This window comes from Larkinella insperata (genome assembly GCF_026248825.1).
Classification (GTDB): domain Bacteria; phylum Bacteroidota; class Bacteroidia; order Cytophagales; family Spirosomataceae; genus Larkinella; species Larkinella insperata.
This window is the reverse complement of the sequence record NZ_CP110973.1, coordinates 1,183,248-1,205,460: the sequence shown is the minus strand read 5'-3', so window position 1 is coordinate 1,205,460 and position 22,213 is coordinate 1,183,248. Positions and strand designations below refer to the sequence as shown.

Annotated in this window: 18 protein-coding genes and 1 tRNA gene; 13 read left to right on the top strand and 6 right to left on the bottom strand. The window is 43.2% G+C overall.

The window, feature by feature from the left end; all coding sequences use genetic code 11:
• Nucleotides 1–217 precede the first annotated feature (217 nt).
• The 3 genes from OQ371_RS04880 (at nucleotide 218) to OQ371_RS04870 (ending at nucleotide 2,380) form a co-directional block, all read left to right on the top strand.
• Nucleotides 218–1,084, top strand: a complete 867-nt coding sequence (locus OQ371_RS04880; protein WP_265992662.1) for a DUF8464 domain-containing protein — start codon at nucleotides 218–220, stop codon at nucleotides 1,082–1,084.
• 94 nt (nucleotides 1,085–1,178) lie between these two features.
• Nucleotides 1,179–1,442, top strand: coding sequence for a hypothetical protein (locus tag OQ371_RS04875; protein WP_265992661.1), 264 nt, complete (start codon nucleotides 1,179–1,181; stop codon nucleotides 1,440–1,442).
• A 248-nt stretch (nucleotides 1,443–1,690) separates the two neighbouring features.
• Nucleotides 1,691–2,380, top strand: coding sequence for a hypothetical protein (locus OQ371_RS04870; protein WP_265992660.1), 690 nt, complete (start codon nucleotides 1,691–1,693; stop codon nucleotides 2,378–2,380).
• Between the two features lie 3 nt (nucleotides 2,381–2,383).
• On the opposite strand, the gene OQ371_RS04865 is transcribed toward OQ371_RS04870, so the two are convergent.
• The 6 genes from OQ371_RS04865 to OQ371_RS04840 all read right to left on the bottom strand — a co-directional run bounded on the left by OQ371_RS04865 (nucleotide 2,384) and on the right by OQ371_RS04840 (nucleotide 8,954).
• The gene (locus OQ371_RS04865; RefSeq protein WP_265992659.1) at nucleotides 2,384–3,613 is read right to left on the bottom strand and encodes a DUF5677 domain-containing protein; all 1,230 of its coding nucleotides are present in this window, start codon (nucleotides 3,611–3,613) and stop codon (nucleotides 2,384–2,386) included.
• Between the two features lie 180 nt (nucleotides 3,614–3,793).
• The gene (locus tag OQ371_RS04860) at nucleotides 3,794–6,433 is read right to left on the bottom strand and encodes an HD domain-containing protein (RefSeq protein WP_265992658.1); all 2,640 of its coding nucleotides are present in this window, start codon (nucleotides 6,431–6,433) and stop codon (nucleotides 3,794–3,796) included.
• A gap of 84 nt (nucleotides 6,434–6,517) precedes the next feature.
• Nucleotides 6,518–6,591, bottom strand: a tRNA-Asn gene (locus OQ371_RS04855).
• 110 nt (nucleotides 6,592–6,701) lie between these two features.
• Entirely contained in the window at nucleotides 6,702–6,989 is a 288-nt protein-coding gene (locus tag OQ371_RS04850; protein WP_265992657.1) for a hypothetical protein, read from the bottom strand.
• A gap of 60 nt (nucleotides 6,990–7,049) precedes the next feature.
• Nucleotides 7,050–7,670, bottom strand: a complete 621-nt coding sequence (rsmG, locus tag OQ371_RS04845; protein WP_265992656.1) for a 16S rRNA (guanine(527)-N(7))-methyltransferase RsmG — start codon at nucleotides 7,668–7,670, stop codon at nucleotides 7,050–7,052.
• An 81-nt stretch (nucleotides 7,671–7,751) separates the two neighbouring features.
• Complete coding sequence (locus tag OQ371_RS04840) at nucleotides 7,752–8,954, bottom strand: glycosyltransferase (protein WP_265992655.1); 1,203 nt, start codon at nucleotides 8,952–8,954, stop codon at nucleotides 7,752–7,754.
• A 121-nt stretch (nucleotides 8,955–9,075) separates the two neighbouring features.
• Here OQ371_RS04840 and tgt point away from each other — a divergent pair, with 121 nt between their 5' ends.
• From tgt to OQ371_RS04790, 10 genes are all read left to right on the top strand, one after another.
• Nucleotides 9,076–10,206: a tRNA guanosine(34) transglycosylase Tgt gene (gene tgt / locus OQ371_RS04835; protein ID WP_265992654.1), complete on the top strand. Its 1,131-nt coding sequence runs from the start codon at nucleotides 9,076–9,078 to the stop codon at nucleotides 10,204–10,206.
• A gap of 232 nt (nucleotides 10,207–10,438) precedes the next feature.
• Nucleotides 10,439–11,899: an OmpA family protein gene (locus OQ371_RS04830; protein ID WP_265992653.1), complete on the top strand. Its 1,461-nt coding sequence runs from the start codon at nucleotides 10,439–10,441 to the stop codon at nucleotides 11,897–11,899.
• Nucleotides 11,900–12,165: 266 nt separating this feature from the next.
• A complete protein-coding gene (locus tag OQ371_RS04825; RefSeq protein WP_265992652.1) occupies nucleotides 12,166–14,469 on the top strand; it encodes an SLBB domain-containing protein in 2,304 nt (767 codons plus the stop codon).
• Nucleotides 14,469–15,530 carry a GNVR domain-containing protein gene (locus tag OQ371_RS04820; protein WP_265992651.1) on the top strand — a complete coding sequence of 354 codons (1,062 nt, stop codon included), beginning with the start codon at nucleotides 14,469–14,471 and terminating at the stop codon, nucleotides 15,528–15,530. The genes OQ371_RS04825 and OQ371_RS04820 overlap by 1 nt, the downstream gene beginning before the upstream one ends.
• Before the next feature lie 12 nt (nucleotides 15,531–15,542).
• On the top strand, nucleotides 15,543–16,817 hold the full coding sequence (locus OQ371_RS04815) for a nucleotide sugar dehydrogenase (RefSeq protein ID WP_265992650.1): 1,275 nt from the start codon (nucleotides 15,543–15,545) through the stop codon (nucleotides 16,815–16,817).
• Nucleotides 16,818–16,827: 10 nt separating this feature from the next.
• Entirely contained in the window at nucleotides 16,828–18,174 is a 1,347-nt protein-coding gene (locus tag OQ371_RS04810) for an oligosaccharide flippase family protein (protein ID WP_265992649.1), read from the top strand.
• On the top strand, nucleotides 18,171–19,067 hold the full coding sequence (locus OQ371_RS04805) for a glycosyltransferase family 2 protein (protein WP_265992648.1): 897 nt from the start codon (nucleotides 18,171–18,173) through the stop codon (nucleotides 19,065–19,067). Before OQ371_RS04810 ends, OQ371_RS04805 begins: the two co-directional genes overlap by 4 nt.
• 12 nt (nucleotides 19,068–19,079) lie before the next feature.
• On the top strand, nucleotides 19,080–20,333 hold the full coding sequence (locus OQ371_RS04800; RefSeq protein WP_265992647.1) for an O-antigen polymerase: 1,254 nt from the start codon (nucleotides 19,080–19,082) through the stop codon (nucleotides 20,331–20,333).
• A complete protein-coding gene (locus OQ371_RS04795) occupies nucleotides 20,320–21,219 on the top strand; it encodes an alpha-1,2-fucosyltransferase (RefSeq protein ID WP_265992646.1) in 900 nt (299 codons plus the stop codon). The genes OQ371_RS04800 and OQ371_RS04795 overlap by 14 nt, the downstream gene beginning before the upstream one ends.
• A gap of 15 nt (nucleotides 21,220–21,234) precedes the next feature.
• Nucleotides 21,235–22,092, top strand: a complete 858-nt coding sequence (locus tag OQ371_RS04790; protein ID WP_265992645.1) for a glycosyltransferase family 2 protein — start codon at nucleotides 21,235–21,237, stop codon at nucleotides 22,090–22,092.
• Nucleotides 22,093–22,213 lie beyond the last annotated feature (121 nt).

Below are 22,213 nucleotides of genomic sequence, written 5' to 3'. Positions count from 1 at the left end.
ATAGTTGACATGCTTCTGTAAATCAATATTTTATAAAGTATAATACTGAGTAAATAATTATTTACTCGTAGTTACTGAAAGCTCGAAAATTAGCATAAAAGCGAGTAGCCATCAAATAGTCATTACTCGACATTTTGAAGCTAACTAATTGAAAATAAGATGGAAATTGCACTGAGTAAACGAGTAAGAAGAATTTAAGCCGCTAAAAGAAAAAACAATGATAGCATCACAAGAACTTGAACGAATAAAACAGATAGCCATTACGGATTATTTGTTAAGCAAAGGACATATGCCAGTAAAAACAGCTGGAAAACAGCTAGTCTATTATTCACCTTGTCATGAAGAGAAGACACCTTCTTTTCTGGTAGACCCGGTTAAAAACGTTTTCCATGATTTCAGTGGAGAAGGGCAAAAAGGGGATATTATCCGACTGCTACAATACTTACATGGCTATTCGTTTGTAAAAGCTATCCGAACGCTGCAAAAGTTCACAAGCTCCCAGGAAACCGTTCCTTTTTCTTTTAGCGGCTTAAAACTTAATCAAGCAGCTAAGAACAGTGTGGAGTTAATAAGCATTCAGTCCTTACGTAACAGAGCATTGCTGGCCTATCTAACTAGTCGCCGTATTTCGTACGAAGTTGGCAGTCATTATTTACAGGAGGTGCACTATACAGTAGACAATAAGCATTATTATGCGCTTGGCTTTCAAAACGACAAAGGAGGTTTTGAACTGAGAAGCCAATACTTCAAGGGAGCTACCTCTCCGAAATGGTTTACAACCTTACCAGGTAAGCAAACGGGAGTTATTAATGTGTTCGAAGGTGTTTTTGATTTTCTGTCCTGCTGTCAACATCACAACGCAAACCGTTTAAACAACTCAACAATCATCCTGAATTCGCTTTCCTTGCTAAAAGAGACTTTGCCAGCACTTGACCAATGTCGAAGTGTGAACGCCTTTTTCGACAATGACGCTGCCGGGAAGAAAGCACTTGAGAAACTAAAGCAGTATGGCTTGTCAGTTACCAACTGCTCATATCTATACGCTTCTTATAAAGACTATAATACTTACTATATGCAGCAGTAGTTTTTAGGGTAGATTTCGGGGTAGTTTTTGAAGTAGTTTGACGATATGACACACCATTTACGAATCACTAACGAGTCGTTAACGCGTACACAAAATGAAAAACGAAAAAATCGAACAAGGTAAAAATGGTTTACGAAACTATGGTTTCAGCTCTGTTCAAAAAAACAAAGAAATTGACCGTTGCGATTATAGGCTTGGTATTTATACAGAAGTTACAATCGGCATGTTTTATAAAAAAAAATGCTTATACTGTGAAAATGAGTTTGAAGCAAGAAGGGTGGATGCATCTTTTTGCTGCCAAAGCTGCCAAAAGGCACACTTAAGATTAAGAAAAAAAGCTACGATTAAGACAATATAAAATTAAATTAAGTAAAAGCTGAAGTGAGATGCAGATATTAATAATATTTTAATGTGAGGGGATAAGGTGACTTATTCGCTAGACGTATTATAATTAACATAATATGAACAATATTGTGTTTAATTAGACCATAATTTCCTTCTACCTTCTTTCTATAGTTTTGTATTAAAAGTTTTTTTGATAATTGAAAGTTCTAAATTAATTGAGAAACTCATTAAATGGCAGTATACACCTTAACCAATACTGAAATGAAAGTAGTACAAGTTACTTTGATGAAGCGAAAAACCAAGTTATACGAAAAGTTATTCAGGAAGAGAGAAAAGAGCTTTACAGAAAATGAATTATTTGGAATGAGCCAAGTTCTTGGGAAAGCTTATAAAACTCATCATAAAAGCTTTAGTGGCCAAACTATATATGGAAGAATTGTAGTCTCTTCTGTTGATATCCCTACACTGGGATGGAAAAGAAACGAGATTAGAAAAACTATAGAATTTTTGAGAAAAGAGCAGTTGATTAAGGTTTATAAACAATCACTTCACATAATTGATGATCAACAGAAAAATGTAAAGTACGAAATACAAATTTCGAATAAAGGAGCTGAGTTAGCGTCTCAGGGTATTCAAATTGATTATTTCAAGGAGAGAATAAGGCAAGAAGAAAAAGATAGGCTGGAAATTCAAGAGAAAAAAGCAAATATACGCGCTTCAACTATTTCCCTGTTCTCACTAGTTGTTTCAGCAATAAGCTTAGGTTATTCTTTTTATATAAGTAGTAAGGGAGAAAAGAATGAAAAAGTGGTGACTAAATTAGAATCGAAGTTAGATAGTATTTACAAAATATATAAATCATCAAAAGTTTTGCCTGTAACTTTAGATAAAGATACGCTTATCAAAAATAAGAATGGGAGAAGTAAGGCCTTGCTAACTCAACCAAAATAAAGATCACGTTTTGTTGAATTCAACTAATTTCCATTCAGCTGCTATAAGTTTTTTTCTGATGTCTTTTTCTATTTTAGAAATAAATTCACAAATAGCTAAATGATCAATATTAGGCTTTAAGAGTAAATATGCTGTAGTAACCTGCGAAAGTGAAACTGCTAATGAATGAGAAGGTTCAACAAGTCCAAAGATACTTGGGCCAACAGAAAGTAGATTATTCCTTACCGGTTCTAAATTTAATTTTGAAAGTAGTCCTTTTGATGAAACGTGTACATTGGAACTGGCTTTTTTATAATTAGGGCGCAAATGTGATAAAGAAACATGAGATTCAATATCTTTAAAAGTGAGTCTTTTAGCGTTAAGTGCCGAAACCGCCCAACCATAATCTCCACTGAATGACTGCCCATACTTTTGAATGCACGATTCATAATCTATTTTCAGTTTATTCATGTCTATCTCAGAAATTGGCAGTTTATTTAATTTAATATAATTCTTCTGGTGTTCTTCAGCAGCTTTGTAGTTCTCTATGTGTACATGTTTTAAAAAGCGTTCAGCAACATCTTGACCTTTCTCTTTAATGAAAAATAATATCACAGAGAATTCATGTAAAGAACGCCAACGTGCATGAGCCCCATTAGCATAGCCTGCTTTAATTAAAGTAAGTATTTCGTATGCAATCTGGCAGGAACGGGCATGCAATCTAGCAGCTGCCTCATATACAAAATCTTGCTCAATATCAGTATTTTTCTCATATTCTTCTGTAAAAGCCGCTCCTGTCTCTACAATAACATTAATGAATAGCTCGAGAAGGTCAATCGCTTCCCCCCAAATACTTTTTAAATATGTTTCGAATTCTATATTACTATTCAAATAATTCTTCAGTTTATAGCTGGCCTCTTTATCAAAACGGTTTAAGAGTATTTTTACGTACTTTCTTTTTAACGATTCGCTTGTTCTAAGTATGGCATTTTCAACAATTGGCATCACAATTTCATCTGTATCATCTTCATTATCAAGTAAATTAATCCTTTGCTCGATACCATTAATTGTATGATTAATAAAGAGCTCTTTATCTTCACCGTTCTTAATAGTGTTAAGTAATTCATTGATTTTTTCATCGCTTAAAGTGATATTCAGCTTTTTTAATTTTTCTCTGACAAATATTTCAGAAAGTTTTTCTAATGTGATTGTTTCTTCAATAATTGAATCAAATATCTTTTGAATTGCATTCATTTTTCTAAGATATATTTAAATCAATAGATTCTTCAAATGTTGATGCTACTTGTTTTTTTGATATATGATCCTTTGTGATGGTAAAGCTTTTTAATAATATAAGCAATACTTCTTGCATCCTAATATTCATGCCCTATTTAAGTTTTGATATTATTACGTCGATAGGCTGATATGAGCTAACTATGTACTCACAGAAGGCTTTAATATTGAATAAGCTTGAACTTCAAGTGGTTCGCCATTGTTATCAGTTAAAGTTATAGTTAATTTGTTATTTTTGTGAAGCAAGCCAGCTTTAACAACTACTTCATCAAATTCTGAAATATTCCATGCTACCAAAAGTATTTGGGCAAACAGCCCCTCTAACTGAGAAAGATACCAGTCAATAGTATTATTTGCTGGCCAACTTATAGACTCTAATCCTGTTTTTGCTTTTACAATAGAAGTTGTCAAATTGTTGTGTATTCTAAATAATTTTAAAGATTCTGGTATAATAGATTGATCTATTTTATTTTCCAAAATTGTAACATTATCACTATCCTCATTAATCAAGTATGCTAAGAGTTCTTGGGAACTTATTGCCCTTTCGTTTAGAAAACAGATAGGCAAGTCTTTCACGTCTCCTCCAAGCTTTGTAATTATATTTGAAAAATTTAATAAGTCATATTCATCAAAATGATGCTTTAATTTTGATAAGAGTTCCGCTTGTTCAGTAGCCCATTTTTGAAGAGGGAGGCCATTTGCTATTGGTATTGCTAAATCTCTTGCAGCGTTGATTGATTCACCTAGTAATATGCCGCCAATACCATTCATTCTGTTACTTCTTATTCCACCAACTGCTATGATGCCATGTGTTAAATCACTGTCAAAGACAAAAAAATCATTTTTGCACAGAAATGCTCTTCCAATCGTTTCGCCATTCTCATTTTTAATTAACCTAATGTTATTTAAATAGAGGTTGATCTCTTCCTTAGTATTAGCGTCTTTAAGGTCGTAATCCTCTTTTTTATTAAGGCGAAAGAAGAATGATAAAGGGTCTATAGTCTCCCAATCATTTGCTTTTATAATAGTGCGCTTAATATCACTAACATTAAGATGGAGGTTTACACTCAAGGCAGGGCATAATATTTTTAATTCAGATTCGAGGGTATCAAGGTTAGCATAATTTCTGGGCTTTAAAAAGCGATCGGAATCTGTTTGAAAGGAGGTGAAATCAACAAGCCAAACTCTGATCTTAGTGCCTCCATCTTTCAATTGCTCATCTACTTGAGCAGGTCTTAATAGGGGTCTAGCTTTTACTCCATCAGTGAATTCTAGGACAATTGTCTCGTTTCTACCTTTATCGTATCTTCTAGTTATGACCTTAACTTTCGAGCCAAGCATAAATGTTGAGTAAAAGCCTATACCATATTTACCTATAGGTTTGAAATTTGATGCTTGTAGCCCAGGTAGTTCACCGTGCATTGACGATGAATTCCAAAATGTTTTGCCGAAGTCAAGAAAGGGTTTTGTTAAAACATTAGTGGACATACCTATTCCATTATCTTCAACCTCAATAAAGCAGCCATATTGGTCTTCTCCAAATGAAATGGTGATATCACCCCAATCTTGGGAATGGTTGTCTAAAAACCGCCTAGCGTGTACAGCATCAATACTATTTTGAATTAATTCACGTATTGCTACATATTTATTGCCTGAATAAAGTTGATGCCCTCCTAGATTTGCAACTAATTCTGCCACATTACTTACCGTTAGAGAAGTATCAATCGGTGTCCATCCTTCAGTTTTTACAGTTCTAGTGAGATGGTGTAAAGCTCCTATACCTTCGACTCCGAACACATCAAGTCTTAAATCAGGCCTTATTGATGCTAATATTGAATCAACATCATTTAATTCTTTGTCAATAACTTGCAGTATTTCATAGCACGTCCAAAAGCTTTCTGCTTCCTTTTTTTTAAACGGAGATTTTGAAGTATATCTTAATCTACTATTAATTTTTGTAGGTTGGTTTAGTTTGCTTTGAAAGTCCCAATGAGTTTTTGAATAGCCTAACGGTTTTCTGATAATTTTTAAAAATAGTGGAGCACGCCTGTCATCAATTTGAGCGGCATCAGCAGCACGGATGAGGCAAGCTAATTTAAGCAAATCAATCGACCAATTTTGAGGGAATAATCCTGATACTCCTATTTCTTGGCGGAGTTCTGTTTCTACTTTATCAATATCCCACCAATGACTGTATGCAACTTGGCCAATATAATAACCAAAAGCTTCTCTTATCTCTGGATCATCGATTAAATAATATTGGTTTCCTTCATAATAAAATGGCTTGAGTGCTAGTTCTAGTGCATGTTTAGCATGAAGGTCACGTAATACTGCTTCGTCAGCTTCTTTTAATATTTCAACTTCAATCTTTTCAATCGGTGTGTCAATTGGAAATCCATTTTTTTTCAAACCAGCTGCTATTGTATCTTTCCAAATTTGATGATTCCTGAGTTGAGCACTTCCGTCTTGATATGCAGCTAGTCCCATTCCAAGATCATGTATTAAAAAAGCGCTTCCTAAAATAAATGCTTCCGTAGGAGTGAGAAAGTAGTTCTTATTTACCAAAAGATCTGCTGTATCCCATAAGGCATCAATGTGCGTAATATCGTGGACGGTAAAAAAAGGTAGACTTCTACTTATTTCACTGGCTAGCACTTTAGCTTTTTTTCGAAAGGAGATATACGTATTCCTCAATAAATCTCTGTGACTCGAATATGGATCTTCATTTCCTTGATTGGAAAGAGTCTTTTTCCAAAGTGAAGTTAATTCGTATGAATCCATCTTCTAGTAGAGAGTTACATTTGGGCAAATTTATATACATAGTATAGCAAAAAAGCCCCAAATCAAACGATTTGAGGCTTTTTGCTCCCGAAGCTGGGCTCGAACCAGCGACCCTCTGATTAACAGTCAGATGCTCTAACCGACTGAGCTATTCGGGAGTGTTAACCCGTTGTGGTGGGTCATTGTGGGTGCAAAAGTAATGGTCGGCGTTTATTCTTGCAAGCATTTTTTCAAAAATTACGCAAGAAGTGGTCCGGCATCCCTGTCCCTAACCGAGCGACGGCACCCGCATCAGAATTAACTCCTTGATCTTACGGGCATCACCGCGCGTAAAATTTTTAATGATAATTTCGGGCCGGGCCCGGGGAATGATGCGGATTGTCGAAAAAAACATTCCGTTGTCTATTTCTACCCCGGAAATATCGCTGTAAAACACGAAGTTGTCCGTGCCGCCAATCAGGCGGTTTACGCGGAAGGAAACTCCTTTATCGTTGAACTCGACGACGTCCCGGTTGATCGGGTCTTTAAAGCCGCTGGATTTGAAAACTTCTGCCATATGGTTTGTCGGATGGTAGTACCAGGCCCTAGCGTCGCTGCAAACGCCCGAAACCGTGGTTTATTTAGGGATATAAATTACTTTTTTGGTTTCAAAGAAAGACTCGTCAAAATAGTCGGACAATTCGTAAACCTGGTATTTATCCCGGATTTCCGCTAGCTCTTCAGCCAGATCACCGCCTTTCAGGTACAAAACACCGTTCCGTAGTTTATTGTTGCCAGCTTTGAGAATCTTGTAACGAACCCAGCCCAGGAAGGGTTGCAAGCGCGTAACAGCCCGGCTTACCACAAAATCGTACGTCGTATTCAGGTGTTCAACCCGCGCCTGTTCGGCCCGGACGTTAGTGAGGCCCAGAGCCGAACTCACCTCCGTAACTACCTTTATTTTCTTGCCAATGCTGTCAACCAAATGGAAGTCGGCCAGCGGAAACAAAATTGCCAGCGGAATGCCCGGAAAACCGCCCCCCGTACCGACATCCAGAATTTCGGTGCCCGGTACAAATTGAATCACTTTTGCGATCCCGAGCGAGTGCAGAATGTGCTTTTCGTACAATGAATCGATATCCTGCCGTGAGATGACGTTGATCTGAGCGTTCCACTGACGGTAGAGTTCTTCCAAAGCCGCAAACTGGTCTAATTGCTGCTTGGTGAGGTTCGGAAAATATTTTTTTATCAGTTCCAAAGCGAATCTACTAGTATGAATGTTGGAGTATGAATGCTGAATGGAGACAGTCTGTGATGACTTTTGTTCATCATTTTCCAGCTATTTCCAGGTCATTTTTCGTTTCTTTTTACGGGGCCGCAGGGTTACAAAGCCCATAATGGCGTAATACACGGCCAGAGTCAGGTCCATAACCGGTATGGTCATCCATTTGACCGTGTGGCCGAGCCGGTAACTAATTCGTCCGACGATGATCCAAAACAGCACCAGCCGCAGCAGAAACAGGCCGGATGCGATTAGCAGCAACCGCCCGTCTGATTGATGGACCAACGCCGGCAATCCCGTATCCAGAATGCGGATCAGCGCAATCAAGCCGACAACTGGCCCGGTGAGCCAGCTTACGATGTGCGACAGCGACAGCAACCCCAACCGAATTTTATGACCCGTTCGGTAATACTTACCTACCGACAAATGCCGTTGCTTCTGATGCCACCACTCCGCAAACGTGGCCTTGGGCCTTGAATACGTAAACGTTGTCGGATGCAGGCTAACGGCCACGTTGCGGGATGTGGCTACTTCGTTGATAAACAAGTCGTCGTCTCCCCCCAACACGCGAATGTGCGAATAAAAGCCCTTGTTTTCCAGAAACAGCTGCCGCCGGTACATCAGGTTCCGGCCAACCCCCATGTAGGGCAATCCCGCCAGCGCCATCGAAAGATACTGCACGGCCGTAAATAAAGTTTCGTATCGGATCAACCGATTGATCCAGCCGTCTTTTTCCCGGGTGTAGGGGCCAAATCCCAGCACGATCTCTTTCTCCGACCCGTCGAGTTGGGCCACCATCCCCGCCAGCCAGTATTCACTGGCCGGTTGACAGTCGGCATCCGTAAGCAGAATAATGTCGTGAGCCGCGTTCCGGATTCCCGTTGTCAGGGCGTATTTCTTGGGTGTAACGTGCTCGTGTTCGCGGTCAACGCGCATGAAGCGCAGGTGGGGCAGTTCCTGCGCGGCCTGTTCCAGAAACTGCCGGCTGCCATCGGTCGAGCGGTCGTCCATAACCAGCACTTCAAAAGTAGGGTAGACCTGGCTGTCGAGCAGGGGCAACAGGGTTTGAAGGTTGTCCAGCTCGTTCCAGGCACACACAATGATGCTGACTGGAGGATAGGAATGAAGGGCAACGGCCGAATCCGGCGGTTCGCTGCTGTTCCGGCTGGAATGGAAAACCAGCCGGGAAAAAATACCGAGTATATATATAAGTTGTAGGCCGACGGCTAACAGGCACACAACCACCACAATAGATGTCACGCAATAAGGAAATAATTGGCTGACAGACAGCCGTTGAATACGTCGGCAAATATACAGCTTTTGATTTTCGTCGCAGGTCTTTCCAACTTTGCAGTCATAAAAGTCAGCAGGAGCAAACAAAATGCAATTTACCATACAGGCGACCGACCCGGAGTCGAAAGCGCGCACGGGGGTTCTTTCAACCGATCACGGACTGATCGAAACTCCGATTTTTATGCCCGTAGGAACCGCCGGAACCGTTAAAGCCGTCCACCAGCGGGAGTTAGTGGAGGATGTGCGGGCGGAAATTATTCTGGGCAACACCTATCACCTCTATTTAAGGCCTGGTCTTAGCGTACTGGAAAAAGCCGGTGGGTTGCACCGGTTCAATGGCTGGAACCGGCCTATCCTGACCGATAGCGGAGGGTATCAGGTTTATTCGTTATCGAATACCCGTAAAATCAAGGAAGACGGAGTTACTTTTAAATCCCACATCGACGGCTCAAAACATATTTTTACGCCGGAAGGGGTGATGGACATTCAGCGAACCATTGGCGCCGACATTATGATGGCTTTCGACGAATGCACTCCGTATCCCTGCGAATACGGGTACGCTCGCACGTCTATGGAGATGACGCACCGCTGGCTGACGCGCTGCATTGAACGCTTCGACTCCACACCCGCCAAATACGGTTACCAGCAGACGTTGTTTCCGATCGTTCAGGGGAGTACCTACAAGGATCTTCGCCAGCAATCAGCGGAGTTCGTAGCCGAGCAGCAGCGGGAGGGGAATGCCATCGGTGGTTTGGCGGTGGGCGAACCCGCGGAGGAAATGTACAAAACGATTGAACTGGTGAACGCGATTCTGCCGTCTGACAAACCGCGTTACCTGATGGGCGTCGGGACGCCCGAAAATATTCTGGAGGCCATTGCCCTGGGCGTTGATATGTTTGACTGCGTAATGCCGACCCGCAATGCCCGGCACGGTGTCCTGTTTACCACGCAGGGCATCATCAACATCAAAAACGAACGCTGGAAAGACGATTTCAGCCCAATTGATGAAGAACTTGGCGGGTATGCCAGTACCTTTTATTCAAAAGCCTATCTTCGGCATTTGATGCGGTCGGAAGAAATTTTAGGGGCACAAATTGCCAGTCTGCAAAACCTTACCTTCTATTTATGGTTAGTGAAGCAGGCCCGACAACAGATCATTGGAGGTAATTTTGCTAAATGGAAAGGTGCTATGACAAAAAAACTGATGCAACGTCTTTGATGATAGCCAAATCCTGTTTTTCTTGTGTCGGAGAAACTAATATAGTTTCGTTGAACAATGCAGTAGATAACTTGTTTGTAAACTACTGATATCTTGTTTGCAAACTAGACGAAAATCTATAGTTTTGCGGCAAAGCGTTAAAACTGGCTTAAAAAACCGGCTAAACTATCCGAGATAAGTTGTTTCACCACACTCAATGGTTTATTAACTGTCAAACAATAACCTGATAAGTATGAAAAAAGTATCCCTGTTCGTGAGGGCAATAGGACTGGCTCTTCTGGCAGCGACAGGTGCCAGTGCTCAGTATAACCCGAAAGCCTCGTATGAAGGCCCAGCCAAACTGAACACCTGGTCGGTTTCGGTCATGGGCGGACCCACTCAATTCTTCGGAGACCTTAGAGAGTATGACTTCTATCCAGTTGGGAAAACCAACTCTGATAGCTACAGTGAGCGCAACTCGGCGTTCATCGGTGTAGCCGTCGGAAAGCAGTTGTCTCACCTGTTTGGCCTCCAGTTGGATGGGCAATACGGTAATCTGGTTGGGATGAAACGCCGGTTATATTACTCTTATTTCCGTTCCAACTTCATTCAAACCGATTTGACAGGGAGCGTTAACCTGAAAAGTCTGCTGTTTGGAATCAATAAAATGAAACGCTGGAAGATTGATGCCTACACCGGTCTGGGTGTAGTATTCTTCAAATCGACCGCGTATGAATTAGGAACCGGCCGGGTACGTCGCTGGACCAAAACCAACAACGGTGACGGTATTCTGCGGGAAGCCAAATACGAGAAAGACTGGGCCATCCCCGTTGGTGTAGCCGTGAACTATGAACTGAGCTCTCGCTTTGATCTGGGTCTTGATTTCCGGCTTACGAACGTAAACACCGACCGCCTGGATGCAACCATCGGTGGCAACAGCTCAAGCTACTTCGACGGTTATGGAACCCGCGGCCAGTTTGATAACCCGTTCGAACGCAAAGGGGAATCGAACATGGATAAACTGGGCTACGCAGCGTTGTCAGTTACTTACAAGCTAGGCAAAAATGCCGTTAAAGTTCAGAAAGTGAACGGCAAGTACGACTACGACACCACGCGGGGTACTTACCACCTGCGCTGGACCGATCCGAAAAACCTGATCAAACCGCCGGTCATCCTGACGCTGGAGCAAATCGACTCCGTTGCTAAAGCAAACCGTCCGAAAGACATCGATCCGAAACTGTTGATGGATACTGACAACGACGGTGTATCGGATTACTTCGACCGCCAACCCAACACACCAGCCGGTAGCATCGTCTCTGGAGCTGGTGAAGCGATCGACTTCGATAAATACGTAAGTGCAGCGCTGCCCGGTATTGCCTGCGCCGAGATCCTGACGAACGTAACTTTCGATACGGATAAAAACATCATCAAACCGCAGTTCTACGACATGCTGAACAAGGTAGTTGAGTTGTTGAACAAAACTCAATGCCGTCTGCAACTGTCAGGTCATGCTGACCGCCGGGCTTCTGACCGGTACAACATCGCCCTGTCACGCCGTCGTGTTGAAGCCGTTAAGAACTACCTGGTTAAACAAGGTCTGAACGATCCGAACCGGATCATCATCGACTACTTCGGTTCCTTCAAGCCCATCGGTGACAACTCCCGCGCGGGTCTGACGAAAAACCGTCGGGTTGAATTGCGGCTTGTTCCGTAAGTGATCTAAAGCTTCACAAAGTAAAAGCCCCGAAGGTGTTACCTTCGGGGCTTTTTGCATCTAAACTACACCACAATGGCATGAAATATGTACAAGAAATAATATATTATAGTGTACACACAAATTCGCATAAGTTATAGTAATTTAGTTCACTGTTTGCTAGTAGTATCTAGTTTTTGCCATTGGTTACGTTTAATTCAATTACTGACAGCGTGTCTAGTCCAGGTATGAAAGTTGGTAGGGGTAAACTATTGTTTAGCCTATTCATGATTTTTAGCGCTTTCCTGTTGCAATCCACGGCATACGCCCAAAAAGTGGATAACCTATCGGAAGAGCAGATTCGTCAATTCATCGAGCAGGCTAAAAAAAGCAGGATGTCCGAAGCGCAGATCGAGCAGTTGGCCCTAACTCGTGGATTTGCACCATCCGATATAAAAAAAATGCGTGCCAAAGTTACTGAGCTAAGCAAATATACACCTCAGGAATTGCAAATGGTTTCAATGGGAGAAAGCCGCGAACAAACCGACAAAGCCAGTTTGAGCACCGCTGTTGCCCCGCTCTCCCGCCCGGAAGCGGCCGAAAACAAACTGACCGTGTTTGGCGCGAATCTGTTTGCCAACGCCAATCTTACGTTTGAACCCAATCTGCGGATACCGACCCCCAAAAATTACCAGATCGGCCCCGACGATGAGTTGATCATCGACGTTTACGGAAACGCGCAGCGGAATTACCATACCAAAGTTAGTCCGGAAGGGGCGGTGAAGCTGGAAAATTTAAGCCCCATTTATGTCAACGGATTGACCATTGAACAAGCAGAACAGCGAATCATTGGCCGGCTCCGGCAGGTGTATGCCGGATTAAATACAACCGCCAGTGGCATTTTTGCCAGTGTTAGTTTGGGCAGCATCCGGAGCATTAAAGTAACGCTGATCGGCCAGGTTGTTAAACCCGGCACCTACACACTTTCGTCACTGGCCACTGTTTTCAATGCGCTCTATGTATCGGGCGGGCCGGATCCGGACCGGGGTTCATTCCGTGACATCCGGGTATACCGCGGCAATCGGCTGGTCCGTACGCTGGATATTTACGATTTCCTGCTCCGGGCCGATCAGAAAGATAATATTCGGTTGCAGGATCAGGATATTGTTTTTATCAACCACTATGATACCCGCGTTCAGTTAACCGGTGAAGTAAAGCAACCGGCGATCTACGAAGTGCAGAAGGGCGAACTCCTGAAGAATTTGCTAGCCTTTGCGGGCGGATTCACGGAAAAAGCGTATACGGCTTCGCTGACCCTGCGCCGGAATACACCCAAAGAGTTGCAGGTCATCACCGTTCCGGCGGCTGACATTCCAGCATTTTTGCCGCAGCGGGGCGATTTATACACCGTTGGCGCCATTATTGACCGCTATGAAAACCGGGTGACGATCAACGGAGCGGTTTTTCGGCCCGGGATCTACGCGCTGCAAAAAAACGCGAGCCTGCGCCAGCTTATTACCACCGCCGAAGGACTGCGGGAGGACGCCTTTCTCAACCGGGCCACCATCCGGCGGTTGCGGGAAAATCTGGACCCTGCGCTGATTGGCGTAGATCTGGGTAAGCTGATGCGGGACGAAGTGCCGGACATTGTGCTTCAACGGGAGGATGTAATTGACATACCGTCCTACGGCGATTTGCGCGAAAATAGGGTAGTGACGATTCTGGGGGCGGTCAACCGGCCGGGCCCGTATGCTTACGCTGACAGCATGAGCGTGGCCAGCCTCATTGTGCTGGCGGGTGGTTTTACCGATGGGGCCACGGCCTCCCGGGTTGAGATTGCCCGGCGGGTCCGAAAAGATACTGCGGGCTTACCGCAAAACCAGAACGTGCGGATTTTTCAGTTTGAACTCAATGAACGATTGCGACTGACCGAAGCCGATGCTCGTTTTACCCTTAGCCCATTCGATCAGGTATTTGTGCGGAAATCGCCCCGCTACGAAGCCCAGAAAACCGTAGCCCTGACCGGCGAGGTTCGCTACCCGGGTGCCTACTCAATTCGTGACAAATCCGAACGGATTACGGATTTGATCGAACGGGCTGGCGGTTTGCGGTCAGAAGCCTACTTAAAAGCAACCCGCTTTACCCGGAACCGGGAACTGGTGTCGGTAAATCTTAGTGAAATCATTGCCAGACCGTCTGACAGCGGGAATTTACTCTTACTGGAAGGCGATTCCATTCACATTCCCAGAAAAACGGAGCTGGTTAAAATACGGGGCGAAGTGCTCAATCCGTCGGTTGTGGACTTCAATTACCGGAAGTCGATCAGAGCGTACATCAATGAAGCCGGTGGTTTTAATTCAAAGGCATTGCGTCGGAAGCTGTTTGTCATTTATGCCAACGGGAAAGTAAACCGTACCCGGGGCTTTCTGGGCGTTCGGGATTATCCCGACCCTGAACCGGGGATGGAGGTGGTTGTTCCGTCAAAACCGCCTAAAACAGAGAGCAGACTGTCGTCGGCGGAACGGATTGCGGTGATGACCGGGATTACTTCCCTGGCGGCTGTGGTGTTAACAATTATCCGGTTGTTCTGATGAAAAAGTGGATAACGCTGTCCCCCCGAGATGCCGGTAGTCTTCGGCCATCTTCGCAGGTGGAGCCACGGTGGGCTTTGCTGACCGTCTGGCGTCAGAAGGACAACATACTGAAAGTCGCCTTTCTATTCGCGCTGATTGGGGTTGTTGTGGCCCTGGTCAGTCCGGTTGAGTTTAGTTCGGAAGTGCAGGTCATGCCGGAGTTGCAGGCGCGGTCGGCCATGAACTTGAAACGGTTCGGGGCGCTGGCTGAATTAGCCGGTATTAACCTGGAGGGAGTTGGCAATACGGAAGCGATTCGGCCTGACCTCTACCCGGATGTCCTGAAGAGTACGCCGTTTATCCTGCATCTGCTGAATCAGCCGGTAAGAACCGTTGACAGACAGCGATATTCCTCGCTGGCGGCTTTTCTGACGAAAGATCCTTCGTGGCTGGACTGGTTTAAGGAGAAAGAACCGTTGAGGGTGCCCAAAGCGCTCAATGACCGGCAAACGTTGCATCTGACGCGTGATCAGGAATTGCTGGTTAAGGATACCAAGGAACGGATTTTGTCCGATCTCGACAAGCAATCCGGCGTTATTATCATCAAAGTGAAGATGCCGGATGCGGAAGTTGCGGCCCAGGTCAGTCAGGTGGCCATTGATTACCTGACCCGTTACGTTATTACCTACCGAACTGAGAAAACGCGGGAAGACCTCAAATTTCTTTCAGAACGGTTTCGGGAATCCCGCAAACGGTACGACCGGGCTATGGTCAACCTATCGGCCTACAAAGACCAGCACCGGTACATGGTAACGCAGCTTGGTACCATTGAGGAACGCCGATTGCAGGCCGAGTTTGACCTGGCGCAGGGGTTGTACAGCAACATCACGCAGCAGTATGAACAAACACGAATCAAAATTCAGGAAGAAACGCCCATTCTGAAAATACTGGAACCTGCGCAGGTTCCTACTAAACGCAGCGAACCCCGTCGCACCATCATGGTTATTCTATATACCTTTGTCGGAGGAATCATCGGTACTATGATTGTACTGATAAGACACATAGATTGGCGGCTGTAAAGCTGGAACATGATGAGCGAGAATCAAGATATAAAGGCCACGCGCATTGCCGTTGTTGGTTTGGGCTATGTGGGGTTGCCGCTGGCCGTTGAATTTGGGAAACAATACGAGGTAGTAGGGTACGATATCGATGAACGAAGGGTGGCAGAACTGAAAAGTGGATACGACCGGACCCGCGAGACGGAAGAAACTGCCCTTCGGCAGGCAAACCGCCTGCGCTTTGCCTCGGATCTGGAGGCCATTGCCGGCTGTACGGTGTACATCATTACGGTGCCAACACCCGTTGATGCGTACAAAAAACCGGATTTGCGGCCTCTGCTGGGGGCTACGCGCGCCATCGGGCAGGTACTGAAGAAAGGCGATGTGGTTATTTACGAGTCAACGGTTTATCCAGGGTGTACGGAGGAAGACTGCGTGCCAGTCCTTGAAAAAGAATCCGGATTGACCTTTAACGTTGATTTTTTCTGCGGCTATTCGCCGGAGCGCATCAACCCGGGCGATAAGGTGCACACGTTGACGACTATCCGGAAAGTAACGTCTGGTTCAACCCCGGAAGCCGCTCGGTTTGTGGATCAGCTTTATGCGTCGATTATTCAGGCGGGCACGCACCTGGCTTCGTCGATCAAAGTGGCCGAAGCGAGCAAGGCCATCGAAAACGCCCAGCGGGATGTTAACATTTCCTTTGTTAATGAATTAGCTCTGATGTTTGATCGGATGGGCATCGATACGCTGGAGGTGCTGGAGGCCGCCGGAACCAAGTGGAATTTCTTGAAGTTCAGGCCCGGTTTAGTAGGTGGCCACTGCATTGGTGTTGATCCGTATTACCTGGCCCACAAGGCCGAAAGCCTGGGCTATTACCCGCAGGTTATTCTGTCGGGTCGGCGCATCAACGATGATATGGGCGTCTTTGTTGCCAGCAAACTCGTGAAGCTCATGATTCGTAAAGGGCATACCATCAAGGACACACGGGTGCTGCTGTTGGGAATTACGTTCAAAGAAAACTGCCCGGACATCCGCAACTCGCGGGTCATTGATATTTACCGGGAGCTGACCGAATATGGCATAAACGTTGAAGTGTATGATCCGTGGGCAAACGCAGACGAAGTGGAGCATGAGTATGGCTTCCGGCTTATTGATCAGCTAAGCGGGCCCTACGATGGCATCGTAATGGCGGTCGCTCACGAGCAGTTCCGGCAGCTGGATCAAGCGGCCCTACGCACCGATAAAACGGTTATTTATGATTTGAAAGGATTGTTGGATAAAAGCATAGTAGATAGCCGATTGTAATCTCAAATCTGTGTTGATTGGTAGCCTAAATAAAGTGTCTTCCGCCTATGCAACACCCGTTAAGTTGATAGCATTAACGGGTGTCAGCGTTGTTGTTACGTTGTATATCAACTACCTCTTAGCCGATCAGGTAAGCCCCGAAAAATACGGTACATGGCGGTTATTTCTTACGATAACGTCCTTTTCCGGACTGTTTCATTTCGGGCTAACGGACGGTATTACAATTCAGTGGCTCTTCAAAGATGGTACAGACTGGCAAAAGTCCGCTAAACGCGACTTTTCATACCTGGTTATTCAACAGGTGTGTGTTTACACTGTTATCGTTGTTGTAGGAGGCAGCGGAATATATCCACAAGTGTACCAGACAAATCCAGCGGTATTGGTGGCCAATCAGATTGCCTTGCAAAATTTATCAGGTCTGCTTCAATCTTTATTTAACCGTCATCATAAATTCTATTACGGTCCTCTGTTAACGTTATTTAGTCAGGTGGTTTTTCTAGTAGGGCTTACTGCTTGCAAGACAGGTTACATGAAATCACTGGACCTTATATTGCTTAGTAATATTCAGATAGCGGTTACGGTTCTACTCATGGTATATTTGGCATCTAAGAAAGCCAAGGGCTGGCCGGCGATACAGCCAGAAGATTTTTACCTGACTAATATTCTTAGAAAAACAAAGGAATTCATCAGCTTGGGGTTGCCTATTCTACTTGTTGGCTTACTTTTTTTAGGCTTTCAAAATATCGATAAATTACTCATTGCCGGCTTTTATCCAGCGCGTCAATTTGGTTTTTACGCTTTTGCCGCAACATTATTGAATGTGTGCCTGACGGTTGTTTCCTCAGTTGCTAACTTTATGATGCAAAAGTTAGCCCCTTATCGTCATTCGCTAGAACTCTATTATGATAAAGCTGTCTTCTCAATTTTACTGCTAATACCATTTTTATTTTTCAGTGTAACTCCTCTTCAATTCTTGGTTCAAACGTTTTTGCCTGCCTATTCAGCATCGACAGTTTATGTACGCTATTTGTCCGGATTTATTGGACCTTATTTACTGGTTCAATTAATTCAGTTCAGCGTCTTTAAATTATTAAATAAACAACGTGTCTTCTTGATTCTGGCGACGGTATTTTTTGTCCTGAGTCTCAGTGTAGAATATCTATTGGCCCTGACTAAAGTACCACTAGTTATGATAGCCTTGTCTTCTGTTTTACTAGCCTATGGCTGGTTTGCAGTTGGCGATTGGTTGTTATGCACGATAAAGCCTGAATGTAAACTGAAACAAAAAAAGAGGTACTTTTTTATGGTTGCGACTATTTGCTTGTACTTACTAATAAATTTTATTGCTATCGAATGATTACGCGAGTCATCATACTAAACTATAATACAGCTGATTTAACCCTTCAGTGTGTTGATTATATTCGTCAGCAGGAAGATGAGCTTACGCATATTGTGGTGGTTGATAATGGGTCAACAAAAGAACATTGTCAGATTTTGGAAGAAAGTTTACCCTGTTCAGTTAAACTAATAAAGATCCACAACAATATAGGCTTCTCTGCCGGAAACAATCGTGGTTGTGGTAAGATCGGCGGATTGCCAGATGCTGACTATTATTTATTCATCAACAGTGATGCTTTTCTGACGCAGGCTAACAGCATTCAGGAATTACGCAACGAACTAGCTAAAGAATCAAAAGCTGTTGCTATTTCCCCATTAATTCACACCGTTTCCAATTCTACACCTGTTCGCCTTCAGATTCAGGTCAGGAGAGTAATAGCCCCCGGCTGGCTGATCGTTTGCCAAAGTCCTATTCTACGTCGTCTGCCGTTCTTCAAACAGCGGTATTTACGTTTTATTTATAATGACCTGGTGCCTTACCAGGAAAAGGTATACCGTACTGATAGTATCAATGGGGCTGTGTTTATGGTTAAAGCTGAATTTATGCACCGTATTAATCTATTGGACGAAGGTACATTCTTATACCTTGAAGAGTTGATACTGGGAGAGCAAGTCCAAAGGCTAAATAAAGTATGCTTACTGCATGGCGGAGTTATCGTTCCTCATTTACAAGGTGCTAGTTCAGGTAGCAAACAAGGAGAGAATGCGAAAAAATCATTTTATTTTTTTATAGATAGTGAAGCGTATCTTTTGAGGAAATACCATAATTTTTCAGAATGGGCTCTTTCTGTCATACGGCGTATACGCTTGTTCGAGTTTGCAATTAAGTCGCTCTTGTATCGCTTTAAATAGATAACGAACGATATGGCTGTTCAGATAGGGTTTAACGTCTTCTTTCTAGCTTTCATTGGCCTACTTTTGTTTATTCTCAAAAAGAAGATAGATAAGCCTGGATATTTAGATATTTATTCTTCTTTATGGTTTATTTTACTAATAGGTTCGCAATGGGCGGGATATCCTTATTCTGCTAATGTTTCCACTTTGTTTGTTTTTTACCTTGCCTGGATTTTCTTTTTGCTTCCATCGTTATTCTTTTATGGTCAAAGTAATTCGGTAGGACCTATTATTCATAATTACGTTCCCAACGCGAATCGGTTAAGATTGACGCTGCTGGCTTTAATGGTAATAAGCCTGCTCGTTAATGTAGTAACTGTGTACTCGCTTTCAGGCAGTTTAAACTTTATTAAATTTGGCTTGGTCGCACTAAGATTACAAGGTCGTAAACTGTTGGACGAACAGTCAACAATTCTTTATCAGCTTTTTGCGAAATGCTTTATAATTTATGTCCCCTTAGCCATGATAGGCTATAAATATAAATACATCAGCAAACTTACCTTGTTTTCTGCTTGCTTTATTGGACTATTTACTTGTATTATAACACTGACTAGAGCGCCTATATTATCATGGGCTGTCACCATTATTACAGCTAGTAGTGTTTGCTTCAATGTTACGCAGAGAAGATTCTATACGTATATATTCTTCCTCATCTCGCCGGTTATTATAACAACAATGCTGTTTGGGATGGATAACGAGGAGTTACTGGAGATGGCGAAGCTCTATATCTTTGGCGGGATAAAAGCTTACGAAACCGTGTTGTCCGGGAAGTACCCGGATATGTCTTTCTATGATGTCAAATTGTACAGTATTGATTTTATAAATTACATTCTTAAAAAAGCTAGTCTCATCGAACGGTATCCATCCTTGGTGCGAGAATATACGTATGCACCTTCTACAAATGTATATACTTACTTGGATGCAGGTACATTAGACTTTGGCGTGGCAGGCGCTATTTTGTCGGCTTCAATATTGGGCGCCATTGCCGCTTATATTCATCATAAAGCTCATGTTACAAGAGATGTTTTGTATGTATCATATTATTGTTTTATCAATTATACAATTGCCATTTCTTTTATGAACAATGAGTTGATTCGGATCAATGGTTTTATCTTACTGGCTGAATTGTTGATTATTAGGGCAATAATAAAGCCTGCATCTGTACCTTTTTCAGATTCTTCTCTTTTAAAGAAATCACTTCAGGTTGTGTATGATCGTAGTTGAATTAATGGGCGGTTTGGGGAATCAATTATTTCAATATGCGGCAGGTAAAAGCCTGGCTTATAAAAGTAAGTCGGAGTTATATGTAGATGCCCGATTTTTAATGAATCGAAATGTAGAGAGCCGAAAAGTTACTTATCGAAACTATGATCTTGATATTTTTAAAATAAATCCACCTTTAGCTGCGGCCTCTGCTTCGCTACGGTACGGTATTAGCGCTTCATTGGTTTTTCGACCCGTAAAGAGATTGTTTAATCGATTTATAAATGCTGGTCCTTTACAATATGTTGCCGAGCGAAGACCTTATCAGTATGACGTTCAATTTGGGGATCTTACGGATAATGTCTACTTGAGTGGTTATTGGCAAAGTACTCAATATTTTCAAGCGATCCAACAACAACTAAGAGCGGAGTTGCAATTTGCCGAGTCTATTCCTGCTTACGCATCTGAATTAGCTGAAGAGATTAAAAGCAATCTGTCATCCGTTTGTGTGCATGTCCGGCGGAGTGATTTTATAAATAACCGGCGTCATGATGTTGTTCCGCCTGTGTATTACCAAGAAGCGGAGAAGCTTATTTTAGCCCGAGTAAACTCACCAACCTTTTACGTATTTTCTGATGATATTGAATGGTGCCGGACTCATATTCGGTTCTGCGCACCTACGGTGTTTGTTGGTGATGAGTGGGCGGGTAACCGGGCTCAGTTACACCTGCAGTTAATGACGTTTTGTCAACATTTTATTATACCCAATAGTACATTTGGTTGGTGGGCGGCCTGGCTAAGTCCTGGTTTAAATAAGATAGTTGTTGTACCGAAGAAGTGGGCCTATGTTCATCAAAGTTTTATTGGTTCGGATGAATTAATTTATCCCGGTTGGCTTACTATTTAAAGAACTAGTTCCTCTATGACTACGATTACTATCGGCTTGCCAATTTATAATAGCTCTCTTTATTTAGGAGATACTATTCAATCCATCATCAATCAATCCTTTACAGATTGGGAATTATGGGTGGTTGATGATGGCTCAACGGATAGTTCTGTCTCTATTGCTCAATCGTTTACGGATTCTCGCATAAAAGTAATTGCTGATGGTAAAAATAAAGGCCAAAGTGCACGGCTTAACCAAATTTGCCAGATGGCTGTTGGCAAGTACGTTGCCCGGATGGATGCAGATGATATTATGACGGTCGATCGCTTACAGACTCAATGTGATTTTCTGAAAGACCATCCCCGTGTTGATGTTATAAGCTCGTTTGCATATTCGATTGATATCCATAATAAAATAAAGGGTATGCGGAAGGCTTCTCGAATGCCTGAAACCTTGCAGGAAGCAGTCAGGGGTTTTCCAATTGTCCATCCCACTGTGATGGCCCGGCGCGAATGGTTTCTGGCTAATCCGTATAATGAACAGTTACTTCGGGTGCAGGATTATGAACTCTGGCTTCGAACGATGTCTACCAGTACGTTTGCTGTCATTGAGCGTCCTCTCTTGTTTTACCGTGAAATTGGTTTGCCGTATAGAAATAAATACTTGCGCTCCTCGGCCGAAATACGATCTGTTTTACGTCAGCAATACCGGCACCAGCTGGGCAGGAAAAAATTATACCAGGTTATGGCAACGACGGCGCGTAATGATGCATTATATTCGATCTTTAATCTATTTAAAAGCGAAGATCAACTGCTGCTTCGTCGGAGCCAGCGATTGGATCGAGAAAAACAGATTATAGCTCAGAAATTGCTTGATCAAGCAATTATTAAATAACAATAAAGGCCGTTTTTTCCTTGGGGAGAATAAAACAGCGCTTGATAAGACCATTGCGGGATGTTTGAAGGGAAACAAGTTCGGGCGGATAGCGTGAATACATGTGCCCATAGTTAAGCCA